Consider the following 13,588-nt stretch of genomic DNA (forward strand, 5'->3'; position numbering starts at 1 on the left):
TCAGCCCGCCGCCGGTTCGAGCGCGGTCCCGGCGGCATCCGCTGCACCGTCGATGTGGCGGCGGGTCACGCGTTTCCGGAAGACCCAGTATGTCCAGCCCTGGTAGAGCAGGATCACCGGCATCGCGAACAGGGCGGTCCAGCTCATCACCTCGAGCGTGTACGGGGTCGACGACGCGTTCTCGATGGTCAGGCTGTTTGCCGGGTTGTTGCTGGCCGGCATCACATCGGGGAACAGCGACGCGAACAGCGCGAGGACCGCCAGCCCGATGGTGGCAGCCATGAACGTGAACGCCCAGCCCTCGGCTCCGCGCAGGTTGGCGAGGAAGGACAGCACCAGGGCAACGGCTGCACCCCCGGCGAGCACACCGGTGGCGACTGAGCCGTAGGCGAGGGTCGTCCAGGCCAGGAACCCCGCGGCGACCACGATGGTCACGACGCCGCTCCGGGTGGCCAGCCGGCGAGCCCGCCGGCGGATGTCCCCGGCGGTTTTCAGGGAGACGAAGACGACGCCGTGGGTGAAGAACAGCAGCAGGGTGGTGAGGCCGCCCAGCAGCGCGTACGGGTTCAGCAGGTCGAACAGGGTGCCGGTGTAATCGTGGTTCGCGTCCAGCGCGACACCCTGCGCGACGTTCGCGAAGGCGACCCCCCACAGGAACGCGGGCACCGCCGAGCCGATGACGATCATCCGGTCGAATCCGGCCTTCCATCTGGCGCCCGGCCGCTGGTGCCGGTACTCGAATGACACTCCGCGCAGGATCAGGGCCAGAAGGATGAGCAGCAGGGCGAGGTAGAAGCCGCTGAACATGGTGGCGTACCACTCCGGGAACGCCGCGAACAGGCTCGCCCCGGCCACGATCACCCAGGTCTCATTGAGGTCCCAGACCGGACCGATCGTGTTGATCAGCACCCGCCGGTCCACGTCGTCCTTGCCGAGGAACGGCAGGCTCATGCCCACACCGAAGTCGAAACCGTCGAGCACGAAGTAGCCGATGAAGAGCGCGGCGATGATCCAGAACCACAGCGTGTTGAGATCCATCATGTCCTCCTAGTAGACCGTGACCTGGTGTTGGATTTCGCCGCCGCGTTGATTCGACCCAGCCGTGTTGGCCGGCGGCGGGGCATCCGGTCCCTTCTTCACGGCCCCCAGGATCAGGCGGAACTCCACCACGGCGAGGCTGCCGTAGATGAGGGTGAAGGCGATAAGGGAGATCAGAACCTCCACGCCGCTGACCCCGGGCGAGACGCCGTCTTCGGTCTTCAGCAGCCCGAACACCAGCCACGGCTGCCGGCCCATCTCGGTGAACACCCAACCGACGATCATCGCGGCCAGCGACAGCGGGAAGGACCAGATCGCGGCCTTCCAGACCCACGTGTTGCGGGGCATCCGTCCCTTGCGGGTCAGCCACAGGCCGACAACGGCGACCATGATGTGCAGGATGCCGAGGGCGATCATCCAGCGGAACGACCAATAGGTGACCCAGATGATCGGCGTGTAGTCGCCGGGCCCGTACAGCTGCACGTACTGCGCCTGCAGGTCGTTGATGCCCTCGACGGTGCCGTCCAAACTGTGCGTGGAGAGGAACGAGAGCAGGTACGGGATGCGGATGGAGAACAGCTCGTGCACACCGTCCGGGGTGCCGAGGGTGAAAATCGAGAAGGACGCGTTCGCCCCGGTGGCGGTGTGGTACAGCGCTTCGGCCGCAGCCATCTTCATGGGCTGTGCGTCCACCATGGCCAGGCTCAGCTGGTCGCCCATCAGCGTGGTGCCGATGCCGGCGATGACCATCATCCACAATCCGAACTTCAGCGCCGGCCGCATGGTGTCCAGGTGCTGGTTGCGGGACAGGTGCCAGGCGGCGACCGAGATGATCAGGCCGGCCGAGACCATGAAGCAGGCGAAGATCGTGTGCGGGAAGGCAGCGACGGCGATCGGGTTCGACAGCAGTTCGCCGATGGAGGTGAGTTCGGCGCGGCCCTTGGCCTCGTTGATGCGGAACGCCACCGGGTTCTGCATGAAGGCGTTGGCGGCGATGATGAAGTAGGCCGAGGCGGTGCTGCCGATCGCGACCAGCCAGATGGTGGCGAGGTGCACCTTCTGCGGCAGCTTGTCCCAGCCGAAGATCCACAGGCCGATGAACGTGGCCTCGAGGAAGAACGCGACGATCCCCTCGAACGCGAGCGGCGCCCCGAACACGTCGCCGACGAAGCGCGAGTAGTCCGACCAGTTCATGCCGAACTGGAACTCCTGCACGATCCCGGTGACGACCCCCATCGCGAAGTTGATCAGGAAGATCTTGCCGAAGAAGTGGGTGAGCTGGAGGTACTTCGCCCGGCCGGTGCGCACCCACGCGGTCTGGAACAGTGCCACAGTGAGCGAGAGGCCGATGGTCAGCGGAACGAACAGGAAGTGGTAGATCGTGGTCAGGCCGAACTGCCACCGGGACAGCAGCAGCGGATCCAGCCAGTCGTTCATCGTACCTCCCGTGCGGTTTTCTACGTCACGTAGAACACTACTCTTCTACGACACGTAGAACGCAATCCGGAATTCGGATAGGCTGGCCCCATGGCAAGTTTGGGCGAACTGGAACGATCCCTGATGGATGTCCTCTGGGACACCAGCGGGGCGCTGTCGGCCAACGAACTGCGCGACCGCCTGGCCGCCGCCGGCGCGGAGACCGGACGGAAAGAACTCGCCACGACGACCGTGCTGACCGTGCTCTCCCGGCTGGAGAACAAGGGGTTCGTCTCCCGCGACCGGGGTGCCCGCCCGCACCTGTACCGCGCGGTCACCTCCCGCGCCGAACACACCGCCGAGCTGATGCACGAGGTCCTCGGCTCCTCCCCCGACCGGGAGGCGGCGCTGGCCCGCTTCATCGGCAACGTGAGCCCCGACGAAGCGCAGACGCTGCGTGAGCTCCTCGGCAACGCTCCCGTCACGTCCTCCTGACCGTCCGGATGCGGCAACGGTAACGACGTGTTGATCGCCGCGTGGGCCCTGCTCGTCGTCGCGGTCGCCCTGGCCTGGCCGGTCCCGATCCTGCTCTCCCGTGCCCATTGGCCCACGCGAGCCCCCGGCACCGCACTCGTGCTCTGGCAGTCCATCGCCCTCACCGGCGGGCTGTCGATGATCGGCGCCCTCCTGGTGTACGGGCTGATCCCCTTCGGGAGCACCCTCCCCACCGCGGTCGTCGCTCTCGCGCGCACCCTGCTCGGCGAACCGCTGCCGACCGGCACCGGCATCGACCACGTCTTCGGGCTGAGCTCGGCGTTCGTGCTCGGGGTGCACCTGGTGCTCAACCTGATGGCGACGATCGTGCGCTCCGAGCGGCAACGCCGCCGGCACCGCAACCTGGTCGAGCTGCTCAGCCGGCCGCTGCACGGCCGGCCGGACACCCGGGTGATCGACCACGCCGCCCCGGTCGCCTACTGCCTGCCCGGGGCTGCCCGCTCGGTGACCGTGCTCTCCAACGGCATGCTCGACCTGCTCGACGCGGACGAGTTGCGCGGCGTGATCGCGCACGAGACGGCGCACCTGCGGCAACAGCACCATGTGGTGCTGCTGGCGTTCAAATCCTGGCACAGCGCCCTGCCCTGGTTCCCGATCGCGAACCGGGCCGAGAACGCGGTGGCGTTGCTGGTGGAGATGCTGGCCGACGACCAGGCCAGGCACGTCGTCGACGATCGCACCCTGGCGCGCGCGATCGTGTTGGTCGGAACCGCGGGCGAGCCGCCTCTCGATCCGCCCAGCGAGCCGGACGTCGACGCGCCCGACGGCGCAGTTCGGGCTGCCCTGGGCGACCGCCCCTTCGACATGGTCACGCCGCGGGTGCAGCGATTGCTCGGGCATCCGTCGCCCATCCCGCTGCCCGCGCGCGTCGGCCTGCTGCTCGGTGCGCTCGGGTTACTCGCCCTGCCCACTGTGCTGCTCCTTATCACCTGAGCGCGACCCGAACGCGGCCGGAGCGCGGCCAGCCAAACGGCCAAGACGCCACGCCCGAGGCACCCCTTTCCGTGCCCGGCGCACCCCAATTTCCCCTGCGCGGGTTGAACGCCGCTACGCGGGTCGAATTCAACGCGCGCAGCTGCGTTCAACCCGCGCCACGCGATTCGGCCCGTCGGCGCCACGCGAGACGCGGGTTGAGCGCCGTGACGCGCGGCGAACGCGCCCGAGGCATCCGTCGCCCGCTCCGACTCCGGCCCGCGTTGGGGCCTTGCCGGTCTGGGGCCTTACCGGTCGCGCTGGCGCTCCGGGCCGTCCCGACCCTGTCCCTGCTCCTGATCGGTGCCTGGCGCCCCCGCGAACCCGCACTTGTTGGGGTTATCAGGGCCTCTTAGCCCCAACAAGTGCGGGTTCGCGGGGTGGTGGGGGTTAGAAGAGGTTGGCCTGCTTGAGCCAGGCGGCGGCGATCTTGTCTGCCGATTCCTTGTCGTTGACGCTCTTCGCGTTCAGGTCGACGAGGTCCTTGGCGGAGAGCGCACGCTGCACCTTGTTGATCACGCCGGCCGCCTTGTCGTCGACCTTCTTCGAGACGACGGGCACGACGTTGTCCGGGAAGAACAACCCGTCCGGGTCGTCGAGGGCGACGAGGTCGTTCGACTTGATGTTGGGGTCGGCGGTGTAGATGTTTGCCAGCTGGATCTGGTTGTCGACCAGCGCCTTGACCGTCAGCGGTCCGCCGCTGTCCTCCACCGGCGTGAAGCCGGCGATGGTGACGCCGTACTTGTCCTTGAGCGCGGTCGGGCCGTACGGCCGCGTCTCGAGCTCGGAGTTCCCGCCGACCGTGATCGGCTCGGTCACGTTCTTGAGCGAGGCGATGTCGGTGAGGTTGTACTTCTTCGCGAACGCCTGGGTGACCGTCCAGGAGTTCTGGTCGGTGGCATCCGCTTTGTCGAGCACGCTGAGGTTGTCGGGCAGCGCGTCCTTCAGCTCCGCGTAGGTCTCGTCGGCGGTGCCGCCCTTTGCGCTCTTGTCGAGCGCCTGCAGCAGGCTTCCGGTGTACTCCGGGAACACGTCGATCTTGCCGTCCTTGATGTCGGGCAGGTAGACCTCGCGCTGGCCGATCCGGAACTGTCGGTCAACGGTGAAACCGTTGGACTCCAGCGCCTGGGAGTAGATCTCGGCGATGATCTCGTTCGAGTAGTAGTCCTGCGACCCGACCACCAGGGTCTTCGAACCGCTGGACGCGGTACTGCCGCCGCCACCCAGCGGGTCACCGGATGCGCACCCTGCCAGGGCTACGACGGCCCCGACCGCGACCACGCCGATAAGCGCGAGCCGGCCTCTTTTCGCTGCGAACATTATTTTCTTCCTTCCTCGATGGGGGATCCCATCACCGGGCGAGATCTGGTTGACCTCACCCGGACATCGTCGGGGCGCCCGGCCAGGACGCCGCGTGGCACTACGAAGCGCTGGACCAGCGCGAAGATGCCCTCAAGCACGAGGGCGAGCAGGATCACCAGGATCGATCCACCGAGCATCTCGCCGTAGTCGCGGATCTTCAGGCCCTCGAACAGGTACCGGCCGAGGCCGAAGTCGGCGATGTAGGCGGCGAGCGTCGCGGTGGCGACCACCTGCAGGGTCGCCGAGCGGATGCCGCCGATCAGGAGCGGCAGGCCCAGCGGGATCTCGACTTTGGTGACGATCTGCCATTCCGACATGCCCACCGCCCGCGCGGCGTCGACGGTGGCACGGTCGATCGCTTCAAAGCCGGTGTACGCCCCGGCCAGGATGGGCGGGATCGCCAGGATCGTGAGCGCGACGTACGGGGCGCCGAGGCCGATACCGATCCACAGGCCGACCAGCGTCAACAGGCCGAGCGTTGGCAGTGCGCGCAGTCCCCCGGCCGTCGCCACCGCAACCACTCGGCCGCGGCCGGAATGCCCGATGAAGAATCCGAACGGGATGGCGATGACCGACGCCAGCACCAACGTGACGAAGGTGAACAGCAGGTGTTCCGCCACCCGGGCGGGGATGCTGCCGGGTCCACCGTAGTGGGCCGGGTCGAAGATCCAGTTGATCGCCTCGATGAGGAAGTTCATGCTGCAACCTCCGAGCGGAGCACTGCCGCGCCGGGAGCCTGGGCCCGTCCGAGCCGGGTCCACGGCATCAGCAGGCGGCCGAGTTGCACCAGCACCGCATCGAAGACGAGGGCCAGCGCCACGGTGACCACGATCCCGGTGACGATCTCCTCCTGGATGTTGCGCTGGAATCCGTCGGTGAACAGGCTGCCGAGGCTCTGCACGCCGATCACGGCGCCCACCGTCGCGAGGCTCACCGTGCTGACGGCGACCACCCGCAGTCCGGCGAGCAGCACCGGGCCGGCCAGCGGCAGGTCCACCTGCCAGAAGGCGCTCCATGCGGAGAACCCGACCGCGCTGGCCGATTGTCGCACGTCAGGGTCGACGGAGGCCAGCGCATCCGCCACCACTCGCACCATCAGCGCGATGCCGTACAGGGTCAGTGCGATGATCAGGTTCGCCGGTGACCTCGTGCTGGTGCCGACCAGGATCGGCAGCACGATGAACAGGGGCAGCGATGGGATGGCATAAAGCAAGCCGCCGAGGGTGAGAATGACGCCCCGGGTGAACCGGTAGCGGTTTGCCAGCCAGCCCAGCGGGAGGGCGATCAGGAAGCTGAGGATGATCGGCGGCACGCTGAGGACCAGGTGATCGACCGTGCGATCCCAGATCAGGTCGAGGTTCGACCAGATCCAGTTCACGCTGTGACCTCACCCTGCGCCGAAGCGCCAGCACCCGCGGGGTGTGCCTCATCCAGGACGCCGGCGAGCCGCCCCGCGCTGTCGACCAGGATGCTCGAGCCGCCCCGGCTCTCCAGGTGCAGTGATCGCTTGCCGCGCTCGGCGCCGACGAAGCTGGCGACGAAGTCATCGGCGGGGTTGGCCAGGATGTCGGAGGGAGTGCCGACCTGCGCGATCCGTCCGCCGGTGCGGAAGATCACCACCTGGTCGCCGAGTAGGAACGCCTCTTCGATGTCGTGGGTGACGAAGACGACGGTCTTGTCCAGCTCCTTCTGCAACCGGATCAGTTCCTGCTGGAGTTCGGCGCGCACGATCGGGTCGACGGCGCCGAACGGCTCGTCCATCAGCAGGATGTTGGGGTCGACCGCGAGTCCGCGCGCCACGCCGACGCGCTGTTGCTGGCCGCCGGAGAGCTGGCTGGGGTAGCGGTCGGCGAGTTTCCGATCGAGGCCCACCGTGTCCAGGAGCGCGAGCGCATTGGCCCTGGCGGTGCGTTTGGGCACCCCGCGGAGCAGGGGCACGGTGGCCACATTGTCGATGACCTTGCGGTGCGGCAACAGCCCCGAGTTCTGCATGACGTAGCCGATGCTGCGGCGGAGCTTCACCGGTTCGAGCGTCGAGATGTCGACTCCGTCGATCTCGATCGTGCCTCGGCTGGGGTCGACCATCCGGTTGATCATCCGCAGGAGCGTGGTCTTGCCGGAGCCGGAGGTGCCGACGAACACGGTGGTCTTGCGGGACGGCAGGGCCAGGCTGAAATCGTCGACCGCCAGAGTACCGTCGGGGAACTGCTTGGAGACCTCGCGGAACTCGATCATAGGGGTGGCTCATTCCTCGAATGGGGTCGGATCAACACGTGCCAGATGACAACCCAATCACTGTTCGGAGCCGCAGGCAAAGTGGATTGCAAAATAATACGAGACCGTGATCTCGATCCCGGGGTAGGCTCCCGCGCATGGATAACCTCGCACCGGTCGGCGTCGGCCGGCTCGACCTGGTCGTACTGGACTGCCCGGAACCACGGGACCTGGCCGCGTTCTACGCCACCATCCTCGGCTGGCTGCTCGAACCGGACTCGGATGATTCCTGGGCGACCATCCGGCCGCCGGGAGACGACCGCCGCCGGAGCACCGGGATGGCGTTCCAGCGGGCGCCGGACTTCATCCCGCCGACCTGGCCGGACAATACGGTGCCGCAGCAGTCGCACCTCGACATCGACGTACCGGTGCTGGACACCGCTGAGACGGCTGTGCTCGCGGCCGGGGCCACGAAGACCGGACTGCCGCGACCGGACACACCCGACGGGCTGCGGGACAGCTTCCGCGTCTACCTCGACCCGGTGGGGCATCCGTTCTGCCTCTGCCGGGAAGCCTGAGCCAGACCGCGCAGGCGAGGACCGCGCAGGACCATACCGCTCAGGCTCGTTCTGGCGCGGTGGGGCTGGAACTCGGGCCGTAATAGCCGACGAGGTAGTCGTGCACGATGTGGCGGCACTCGGTGATGAACCGCTCGTCGCCCCGCGGGTCGGAGTAGAACGCCCGCGACAGCAGCGCGTCCGCCATCTCGACGGCCACTTCCAGGCGGAACGCGAGGTCAGGACCGCCGGGGAGGCCGAATTCCTCGGCCAGTACGTCGGCCATCCGCTTCGCGAAGAAGCCGTACTCGAGCTCGTTCGATGCATCAAGCCCGCCGGTTTCATCCAACGCGGTGCGCTCGCGATCGGCGAAATGCATGATGCGGAAACCGGGCTCCGAGCGGTAGAGGCCGACGAAGGCCGTGACGGCGCAGTCGACGGCGTCCCACCAGTTCTCCGGTGCGCGGGCCTTCAGCTCATCGGAGACCCGGGCGCGGAAACGCTGGACCGCCCGCTCCCGGAGCCCGTGCAGCACGGCAACGCGGTCAGGGTAGTAGCGGTAGACGGTGCCGATGGATGCGCCCGCCCGCTCGGCGATCATCGCTGTGGTGATCCGGTCGAATCCGACTTCATCGACCACCGCGGCAGCGGCGTCAAGCAGGGTCGTCAACCTGTCAGCACTGCGCTGCTGGACGGGTTCGGTGCGAATCTGTCCCGAGGCGTCAGAATCGGACCCGAATACATCGTCAAGCGACAAAGTTCCTCCTGAAGTCAAGTGTCGATTCTATCGGGCGGCGGGCCATCCGCCGCCACCGGACGGCGCTCCGGCCAGGGCGTGACAGACTGGGGGGGTGCCAGAGTCCGCAGACGTTTCGCCGACCGGGGCCGCTCCCGCGCGAATCATGCACCGTGCGGCGCGTATCGAAGACTGGCTGCATGACCGTCGGGAGCGTTTCGCCCGCCGCCGCGGCCACGTGCCGGTGATCATTCCCTACGCCGGATACGGGTCCACCGAGTGGGTGCGCATCCTCTGTCGCGTCCTGCTGACCAAGCCCGACAAACCGGGCGGCTCGGCGCGCACGAAGGCGAAAGCCGCGGCGCGCGACGCCGGGATCCGGGGATGGCGCAGCTTCACCAGCGTCCCGGTGAACGACGTCACCGTCACCATCGAGATCAACGGCCGGCAACACCGGGTGCAGGCAGACCGCGGAGGCGTCGTCGACACCGTCGTGAGCGCGTCCATGCAACCCGGCCGGCACGTCATCCGCTTGCACACCGAGAACTCCGACCCGGTCGACGCGCCGATCTTCGTGGTCCCGCCCGGGGTTCAACGGGGCATCATCTCCGACGTCGACGACACCGTCATGGTCACGGCCCTCCCCCGCCCGCTGCTGGCGGCCTGGAATACGTTCGTGCTCGACGAGCATGCCAGGGTGCCGACCCCCGGGATGGCGGTGCTGCTCGAGCGCCTTGCCTCCACCGTGCCCGGTGCGCCGATGATCTACCTCTCCACCGGAGCCTGGAATGTGGCACCCACCCTGACCCGGTTCCTGTCCCGCAACCTCTATCCGGACGGCGCCCTCCTGCTCACCGACTGGGGGCCCACCCATGACCGCTGGTTCCGCAGCGGGCTCGACCACAAGCGGGCGAACCTGCGGCGCCTCGCCGAGGAGTTCCCCGACGTGCGCTGGATCCTCATCGGAGACGACGGCCAGCACGATGAAGCCATCTACAGCGAGTTCCAGGCCGACTACCCGGGGAGCGTGGCCGCCGTCGCGATCCGGCAGTTGTCTCCCGGGGAGGCCGTCCTGGCCGGCGGGCGGTCCAAGGATGAGGCCCGCGGCACGCCGGACTCGCCCTGGGTCTACGGGCCGGACGGTTCCGTGATCGCCGACCAGCTGGCGGCGCTCGGCATTCTCTGACCGCGAGACAGCGGATGCCACTCGCCGGTTGCCGACTCCGTCCGGGTCAGGCGGCGCGGCGGGCGAGCAGGCGGTCGAGGCCGCGGTTCACCTGCCGGGCCCAGAGCGGCCCGAGGTAGAGGAACGCGGTGTAGCCCTGCACCAGGGTGGCGCCGGCGGCAAGGCGCTCGGCGACCTGTTCGGCGGTTTCGACGCCGCCGACCGAGATGACGCACAGGTCCGGCGGCACGCTCGCGCGGATGAGCCGCAGGACGGCGAGGGAACGCGCGGCCAGTGGCGCCCCGGAGAGCCCGCCGGCGCCGGCGGCGTCGATGGTGGCGGCATCCGTCGCCAGGTCGGAGCGCGAGAGGGTGGTGTTGGTGGCGATGATCCCGTCCAGCCCGAGTCGCACGACCAGCTCGGCGATGCGGCTCACCTGCTCGTCGCTGAGGTCGGGGGCGATCTTCACCAGCAGTGGCGTCGTGCCGGCCGCGCGCTTGACCGATTCGAGCAACGGCGCGAGCTGGTCGAGTTCCTGCAGGCCGCGGAGGCCGGGGGTGTTCGGCGAGCTGACGTTGACGACCAGGTAGTCGGCCAGCGGGGCGAGGACCGCCGTGCTGGCGAGGTAGTCGGCGGCCGCGTCGGCGACGTCGACGACCCGGCTCTTGCCGATGTTGATGCCGAGCACCGGCCGGTCCGGTACCTCGCGCACCCGTGCCAGCCGGGCCACGGCGGCGGCGGCACCGCCATTGTTGAATCCCATCCGGTTGATCACCGCGCGGTCCGGTACCAGCCGGAACAGTCGCGGCTTCGGGTTGCCGGGCTGGCTGAGCGCGGTGAGGGTGCCGACCTCGACATGGCCGAAGCCGAGCCGCCCGAGGCCGATCACGGCCTTGCCGTCCTTGTCGAATCCGGCGGCCAGGCCGAACGGCGACGGGAAGGTGAGTCCCAGCGCCCGCACGCTGAGGTCGGTGCGGGGCCGGGTGACGCGGTGCACCAGGCGGCCGACGCCGAGCGCGGGCAGGGCCCGGATCACATCGAAGGCGAGGTGGTGGGCGCGCTCCGGGTCTAGCCGGGACAGCACGGTGGTGAAGAAGAAGCGGTACATCCCGGCGGGCTACAGCTCTGACCTGGTGGAGGCCGATGATTCCGCGGTGCGCCCGGAGCGCAGTTGCGTGATCGCGGTCTCGAAGTCCTCCAGCGAGTCGAACGCCTGGTAGACGCTGGCGAAACGGAGGAACGCGACCTCGTCGAGTTCCCGCAGCGGCGACAGGATGGCCAGTCCGATGTCATTGGCGTCGACCTGGGAGGCGCCGGTCTGGCGGATGGTCTCCTCGACTTTTTGGGCGAGCAGGGCGAGATCGGCGTCGCTGACCGGCCGGCCCTGGCAGGCTTTCCGCACACCGGAGACGATCTTCTCCCGGCTGAACGGTTCGACCACGCCGCTGCGCTTGATGATGTTCAGGCTCGCGGTCTCCGTGGTGCTGAACCGGCGTCCGCATTCCGGGCACTGCCGGCGGCGGCGAATCGAGAGGCCGTCGTCGCTGGTGCGCGAATCGATGACCCGCGAGTCCGGGTGGCGGCAGAACGGGCAGAACATTGTGGCTCCAGCCTACCGTGCGGGGTTGTCGAACCGGGCCGTGACAGCGTCGCCGTGGGCCGGCAGCGCCTCCGCAGCGGACAGGGCAGCGATGTGGCCGGCCACCTCCTGCAGCGCGTCCCTGCTGTACCGGACCACCTGCTGCGGGCGGAGGAAGGTGTACGCGCCGAGACCGGAGGAGAATCGCGCCTGTCCCCCGGTGGGCAGCACGTGGTTCGACCCCGCCGCATAGTCGCCGAGGCTCACCGGCGCGTATGGGCCGAGGAAGATGGCGCCGGCGTTCTCGATCGACGCGAGCACGGCATCCGGTTGATCGGTCTGGATCTCGAGGTGTTCAGGGCCGAACGCGTTGCTGAACGCCGCGGCCTGGGCGAGGTCGTCGACGAGCACGATGGCGGACTGGGTGCCGCCGAGCGATGCGCTCACACGGATGCTGTGGGTGGTCGATGCGGCAAGCTCGCCCAGGCGTGATTCCACCGCGTCGGCGAGCTGCTGCGAATCGGTGACCAAAACCGCGGCGGCCAGTTCGTCGTGTTCGGCCTGGCTGACCAGGTCAGCGGCGACCAACACCGGGTCGGCCGCGGCATCCGCGATCACCAGGATGTCTGTCGGCCCGGCCTCGGCGTCGATGCCGGTCACCCCGCGGACCAGGCGCTTGGCCGCCGCGACGTAGACGTTGCCGGGGCCGGTCACCAACTGCACCGGGTCGAGGCCGATACCGGCCACCCCGTATGCGAAGGCGCCGATGGCGCCGGCGCCGCCCATGGCGTAGATCTCGTCGACGCCGAGGAGCCCGGCCACGGCCAGGATGGTGGGGTGCACCCGGCCGCCGAATTGACTCTGCGGCGGCGAGGCCAGGGCGATCGAGGTGACGCCGGCGACCTGGGCCGGCACCACGTTCATCACGACACTGGAGGGGTAGACGGCCTTGCCGCCCGGAACGTACAGGCCGACCCGGTTGATCGGCTGCCAGCGCTGGGTGATCTCGGCGCCGTCGGCGACCGTCGTGGTGACGCGCGGCGGAACCTGGGCGGCGCTGGCCAGCCGCACCCGGCGGATGGTCTCCTCGATCGCCGTGCGCACGGCCGGGTCCAGCTTCTCAACCGCCTCCGCGATGTCGCCGGCGGGCACCCTCAGGTGCTCGGGCCGAACCCGGTCGAGGCGCTCGGACTGGTCGAGCAGGGCGAGTTCCCCCCGCGCGCGCACGTCGGCGATCAGCTCGGCCGCGACGTCGCTGGCCACTCGGACGTCGGTGCGGGCGCGGGGAACAGTGGCAAGGAGTTCGGCCGGGCTGAGCCGGCTGCCCCTGAGGTCTATGGTCTGGATCATCGCCAGACCAGCCTAGCCGTCACGCCTCCCCCGCCGTGTAGGGCAACCCGGCGGCCGCGACGGGTCCCCTCCGGCCCCTACTCCCAGCCGAGCGCGAAGACCGTCGCCGGGCCCGTTCCGTCGTGGGTGTCCAGGTCAGGCCGTCGTTCCAGCCCCGCTTTGAGCGCGGTGCGCTGGGAGGGAACGTTGTCGGGGGTGGTGTACGCCACGATGGGGTCGGCGGTGAGCCCGGCCGCCCACAGGTCGACGGCCTCCCTGGCCGCCTCGGCTGCGAAGCCGCGGCACCACACCGACGGCGTGAACCGGTAGTACAGGTTCAGCACGGTGCGCTGTCGCCAGCCGCCGTAGCGGATGCCGGCGAACCCGATCACCGGACCGTCGGCATCCGTGATCTCGACGACCGCCCAGTAGCCGAAGCCGTGGCCCTGCCACTGGTGGTCCCAGTCGCGGAACCGGCGCGCGGCCTGCTCGATGCCCGTCATGGGCCCCCCGGCGTTGAACACGTTGGTGGCAGGGTCGGCGTGGATGGCGAACAGGGCGTCAATGTCGCCGGGGGTCGGGCGCCGGAGGATCAGCCGTGCGGTGCGGCGCTCGGCTCGGGGAACCAGGTCGGTCATGGCACCAGAATGGCACCGGAACCGACT

15 protein-coding genes are annotated in these 13,588 nt (G+C 68.8%); 4 read left to right on the forward strand and 11 right to left on the reverse strand.

Features of this window, described 5'->3' with window-relative positions; genetic code table 11:
• A complete protein-coding gene (cydB, locus tag AB4Y94_RS16120) occupies positions 1–1,038 on the reverse strand; it encodes a cytochrome d ubiquinol oxidase subunit II (RefSeq protein WP_441729015.1) in 1,038 nt (345 codons plus the stop codon).
• A 9-nt stretch (positions 1,039–1,047) separates the two neighbouring features.
• On the reverse strand, positions 1,048–2,475 hold the full coding sequence (locus tag AB4Y94_RS16125; RefSeq protein ID WP_441729016.1) for a cytochrome ubiquinol oxidase subunit I: 1,428 nt from the start codon (positions 2,473–2,475) through the stop codon (positions 1,048–1,050).
• A 90-nt stretch (positions 2,476–2,565) separates the two neighbouring features.
• Between AB4Y94_RS16125 and AB4Y94_RS16130 the strand changes: the two genes are divergently transcribed.
• Entirely contained in the window at positions 2,566–2,949 is a 384-nt protein-coding gene (locus tag AB4Y94_RS16130; RefSeq protein ID WP_441729017.1) for a BlaI/MecI/CopY family transcriptional regulator, read from the forward strand.
• Between the two features lie 27 nt (positions 2,950–2,976).
• Positions 2,977–3,942, forward strand: coding sequence for a M56 family metallopeptidase (locus AB4Y94_RS16135; RefSeq protein ID WP_441729018.1), 966 nt, complete (start codon positions 2,977–2,979; stop codon positions 3,940–3,942).
• A gap of 429 nt (positions 3,943–4,371) precedes the next feature.
• On the opposite strand, the gene AB4Y94_RS16140 is transcribed toward AB4Y94_RS16135, so the two are convergent.
• Genes AB4Y94_RS16140 through AB4Y94_RS16155 form a run of 4 tightly spaced genes read right to left on the reverse strand, consistent with a single transcriptional unit; the run spans position 4,372 to position 7,578 of the window.
• Complete coding sequence (locus AB4Y94_RS16140; protein ID WP_441729020.1) at positions 4,372–5,301, reverse strand: ABC transporter substrate-binding protein; 930 nt, start codon at positions 5,299–5,301, stop codon at positions 4,372–4,374.
• The gene (locus AB4Y94_RS16145) at positions 5,301–6,041 is read right to left on the reverse strand and encodes an ABC transporter permease (protein ID WP_441729021.1); all 741 of its coding nucleotides are present in this window, start codon (positions 6,039–6,041) and stop codon (positions 5,301–5,303) included. The genes AB4Y94_RS16140 and AB4Y94_RS16145 overlap by 1 nt, the downstream gene beginning before the upstream one ends.
• A complete protein-coding gene (locus AB4Y94_RS16150; RefSeq protein WP_441729022.1) occupies positions 6,038–6,721 on the reverse strand; it encodes an ABC transporter permease in 684 nt (227 codons plus the stop codon). Before AB4Y94_RS16150 ends, AB4Y94_RS16145 begins: the two co-directional genes overlap by 4 nt.
• Complete coding sequence (locus AB4Y94_RS16155) at positions 6,718–7,578, reverse strand: ABC transporter ATP-binding protein (protein ID WP_441729023.1); 861 nt, start codon at positions 7,576–7,578, stop codon at positions 6,718–6,720. Before AB4Y94_RS16155 ends, AB4Y94_RS16150 begins: the two co-directional genes overlap by 4 nt.
• Before the next feature lie 137 nt (positions 7,579–7,715).
• Between AB4Y94_RS16155 and AB4Y94_RS16160 the strand changes: the two genes are divergently transcribed.
• On the forward strand, positions 7,716–8,135 hold the full coding sequence (locus AB4Y94_RS16160) for a VOC family protein (RefSeq protein ID WP_441729024.1): 420 nt from the start codon (positions 7,716–7,718) through the stop codon (positions 8,133–8,135).
• 40 nt (positions 8,136–8,175) lie between these two features.
• Here AB4Y94_RS16160 and AB4Y94_RS16165 read toward each other — a convergent pair whose 3' ends face one another.
• Complete coding sequence (locus AB4Y94_RS16165; RefSeq protein ID WP_441729025.1) at positions 8,176–8,889, reverse strand: TetR family transcriptional regulator; 714 nt, start codon at positions 8,887–8,889, stop codon at positions 8,176–8,178.
• A gap of 127 nt (positions 8,890–9,016) precedes the next feature.
• Here AB4Y94_RS16165 and AB4Y94_RS16170 point away from each other — a divergent pair, with 127 nt between their 5' ends.
• On the forward strand, positions 9,017–10,036 hold the full coding sequence (locus tag AB4Y94_RS16170; RefSeq protein ID WP_441729061.1) for an App1 family protein: 1,020 nt from the start codon (positions 9,017–9,019) through the stop codon (positions 10,034–10,036).
• Positions 10,037–10,082: 46 nt separating this feature from the next.
• Here AB4Y94_RS16170 and AB4Y94_RS16175 read toward each other — a convergent pair whose 3' ends face one another.
• The 4 genes from AB4Y94_RS16175 to AB4Y94_RS16190 form a co-directional block, all read right to left on the reverse strand.
• The gene (locus AB4Y94_RS16175; protein ID WP_441729026.1) at positions 10,083–11,123 is read right to left on the reverse strand and encodes a quinone-dependent dihydroorotate dehydrogenase; all 1,041 of its coding nucleotides are present in this window, start codon (positions 11,121–11,123) and stop codon (positions 10,083–10,085) included.
• 9 nt (positions 11,124–11,132) lie between these two features.
• The gene (gene nrdR / locus AB4Y94_RS16180; RefSeq protein ID WP_441729028.1) at positions 11,133–11,615 is read right to left on the reverse strand and encodes a transcriptional regulator NrdR; all 483 of its coding nucleotides are present in this window, start codon (positions 11,613–11,615) and stop codon (positions 11,133–11,135) included.
• Positions 11,616–11,627: 12 nt separating this feature from the next.
• Positions 11,628–12,944, reverse strand: a complete 1,317-nt coding sequence (hisD, locus tag AB4Y94_RS16185) for a histidinol dehydrogenase (protein WP_441729029.1) — start codon at positions 12,942–12,944, stop codon at positions 11,628–11,630.
• Positions 12,945–13,021: 77 nt separating this feature from the next.
• Positions 13,022–13,561: a GNAT family N-acetyltransferase gene (locus AB4Y94_RS16190; RefSeq protein ID WP_441729030.1), complete on the reverse strand. Its 540-nt coding sequence runs from the start codon at positions 13,559–13,561 to the stop codon at positions 13,022–13,024.
• Positions 13,562–13,588: the final 27 nt, after the last annotated feature.

Origin of the sequence: Glaciibacter sp. 2TAF33 (genome assembly GCF_052114945.1) — a bacterium.
Taxonomy (GTDB): Bacteria; Actinomycetota; Actinomycetes; order Actinomycetales; family Microbacteriaceae; genus Cryobacterium.

Bases quoted from the DNA above. Each gene is read 5' to 3' on its own strand.
- cydB (WP_441729015.1), bottom strand. From the start codon at position 1,038: ATGGATCTCAACACGCTGTGGTTCTGGATCATCGCCGCGCTCTTCATC.
- AB4Y94_RS16125 (WP_441729016.1), bottom strand. From the start codon at position 2,475: ATGAACGACTGGCTGGATCCGCTGCTGCTGTCCCGGTGGCAGTTCGGC.
- nrdR (WP_441729028.1), bottom strand. From the start codon at position 11,615: ATGTTCTGCCCGTTCTGCCGCCACCCGGACTCGCGGGTCATCGATTCG.
- AB4Y94_RS16130 (WP_441729017.1), top strand. From the start codon at position 2,566: ATGGCAAGTTTGGGCGAACTGGAACGATCCCTGATGGATGTCCTCTGG.
- AB4Y94_RS16170 (WP_441729061.1), top strand. From the start codon at position 9,017: ATGCACCGTGCGGCGCGTATCGAAGACTGGCTGCATGACCGTCGGGAG.
- AB4Y94_RS16160 (WP_441729024.1), top strand. From the start codon at position 7,716: ATGGATAACCTCGCACCGGTCGGCGTCGGCCGGCTCGACCTGGTCGTA.
- hisD (WP_441729029.1), bottom strand. From the start codon at position 12,944: ATGATCCAGACCATAGACCTCAGGGGCAGCCGGCTCAGCCCGGCCGAA.
- AB4Y94_RS16190 (WP_441729030.1), bottom strand. From the start codon at position 13,561: ATGACCGACCTGGTTCCCCGAGCCGAGCGCCGCACCGCACGGCTGATC.
- AB4Y94_RS16155 (WP_441729023.1), bottom strand. From the start codon at position 7,578: ATGATCGAGTTCCGCGAGGTCTCCAAGCAGTTCCCCGACGGTACTCTG.
- AB4Y94_RS16140 (WP_441729020.1), bottom strand. From the start codon at position 5,301: ATGTTCGCAGCGAAAAGAGGCCGGCTCGCGCTTATCGGCGTGGTCGCG.
- AB4Y94_RS16175 (WP_441729026.1), bottom strand. From the start codon at position 11,123: ATGTACCGCTTCTTCTTCACCACCGTGCTGTCCCGGCTAGACCCGGAG.
- AB4Y94_RS16145 (WP_441729021.1), bottom strand. From the start codon at position 6,041: ATGAACTTCCTCATCGAGGCGATCAACTGGATCTTCGACCCGGCCCAC.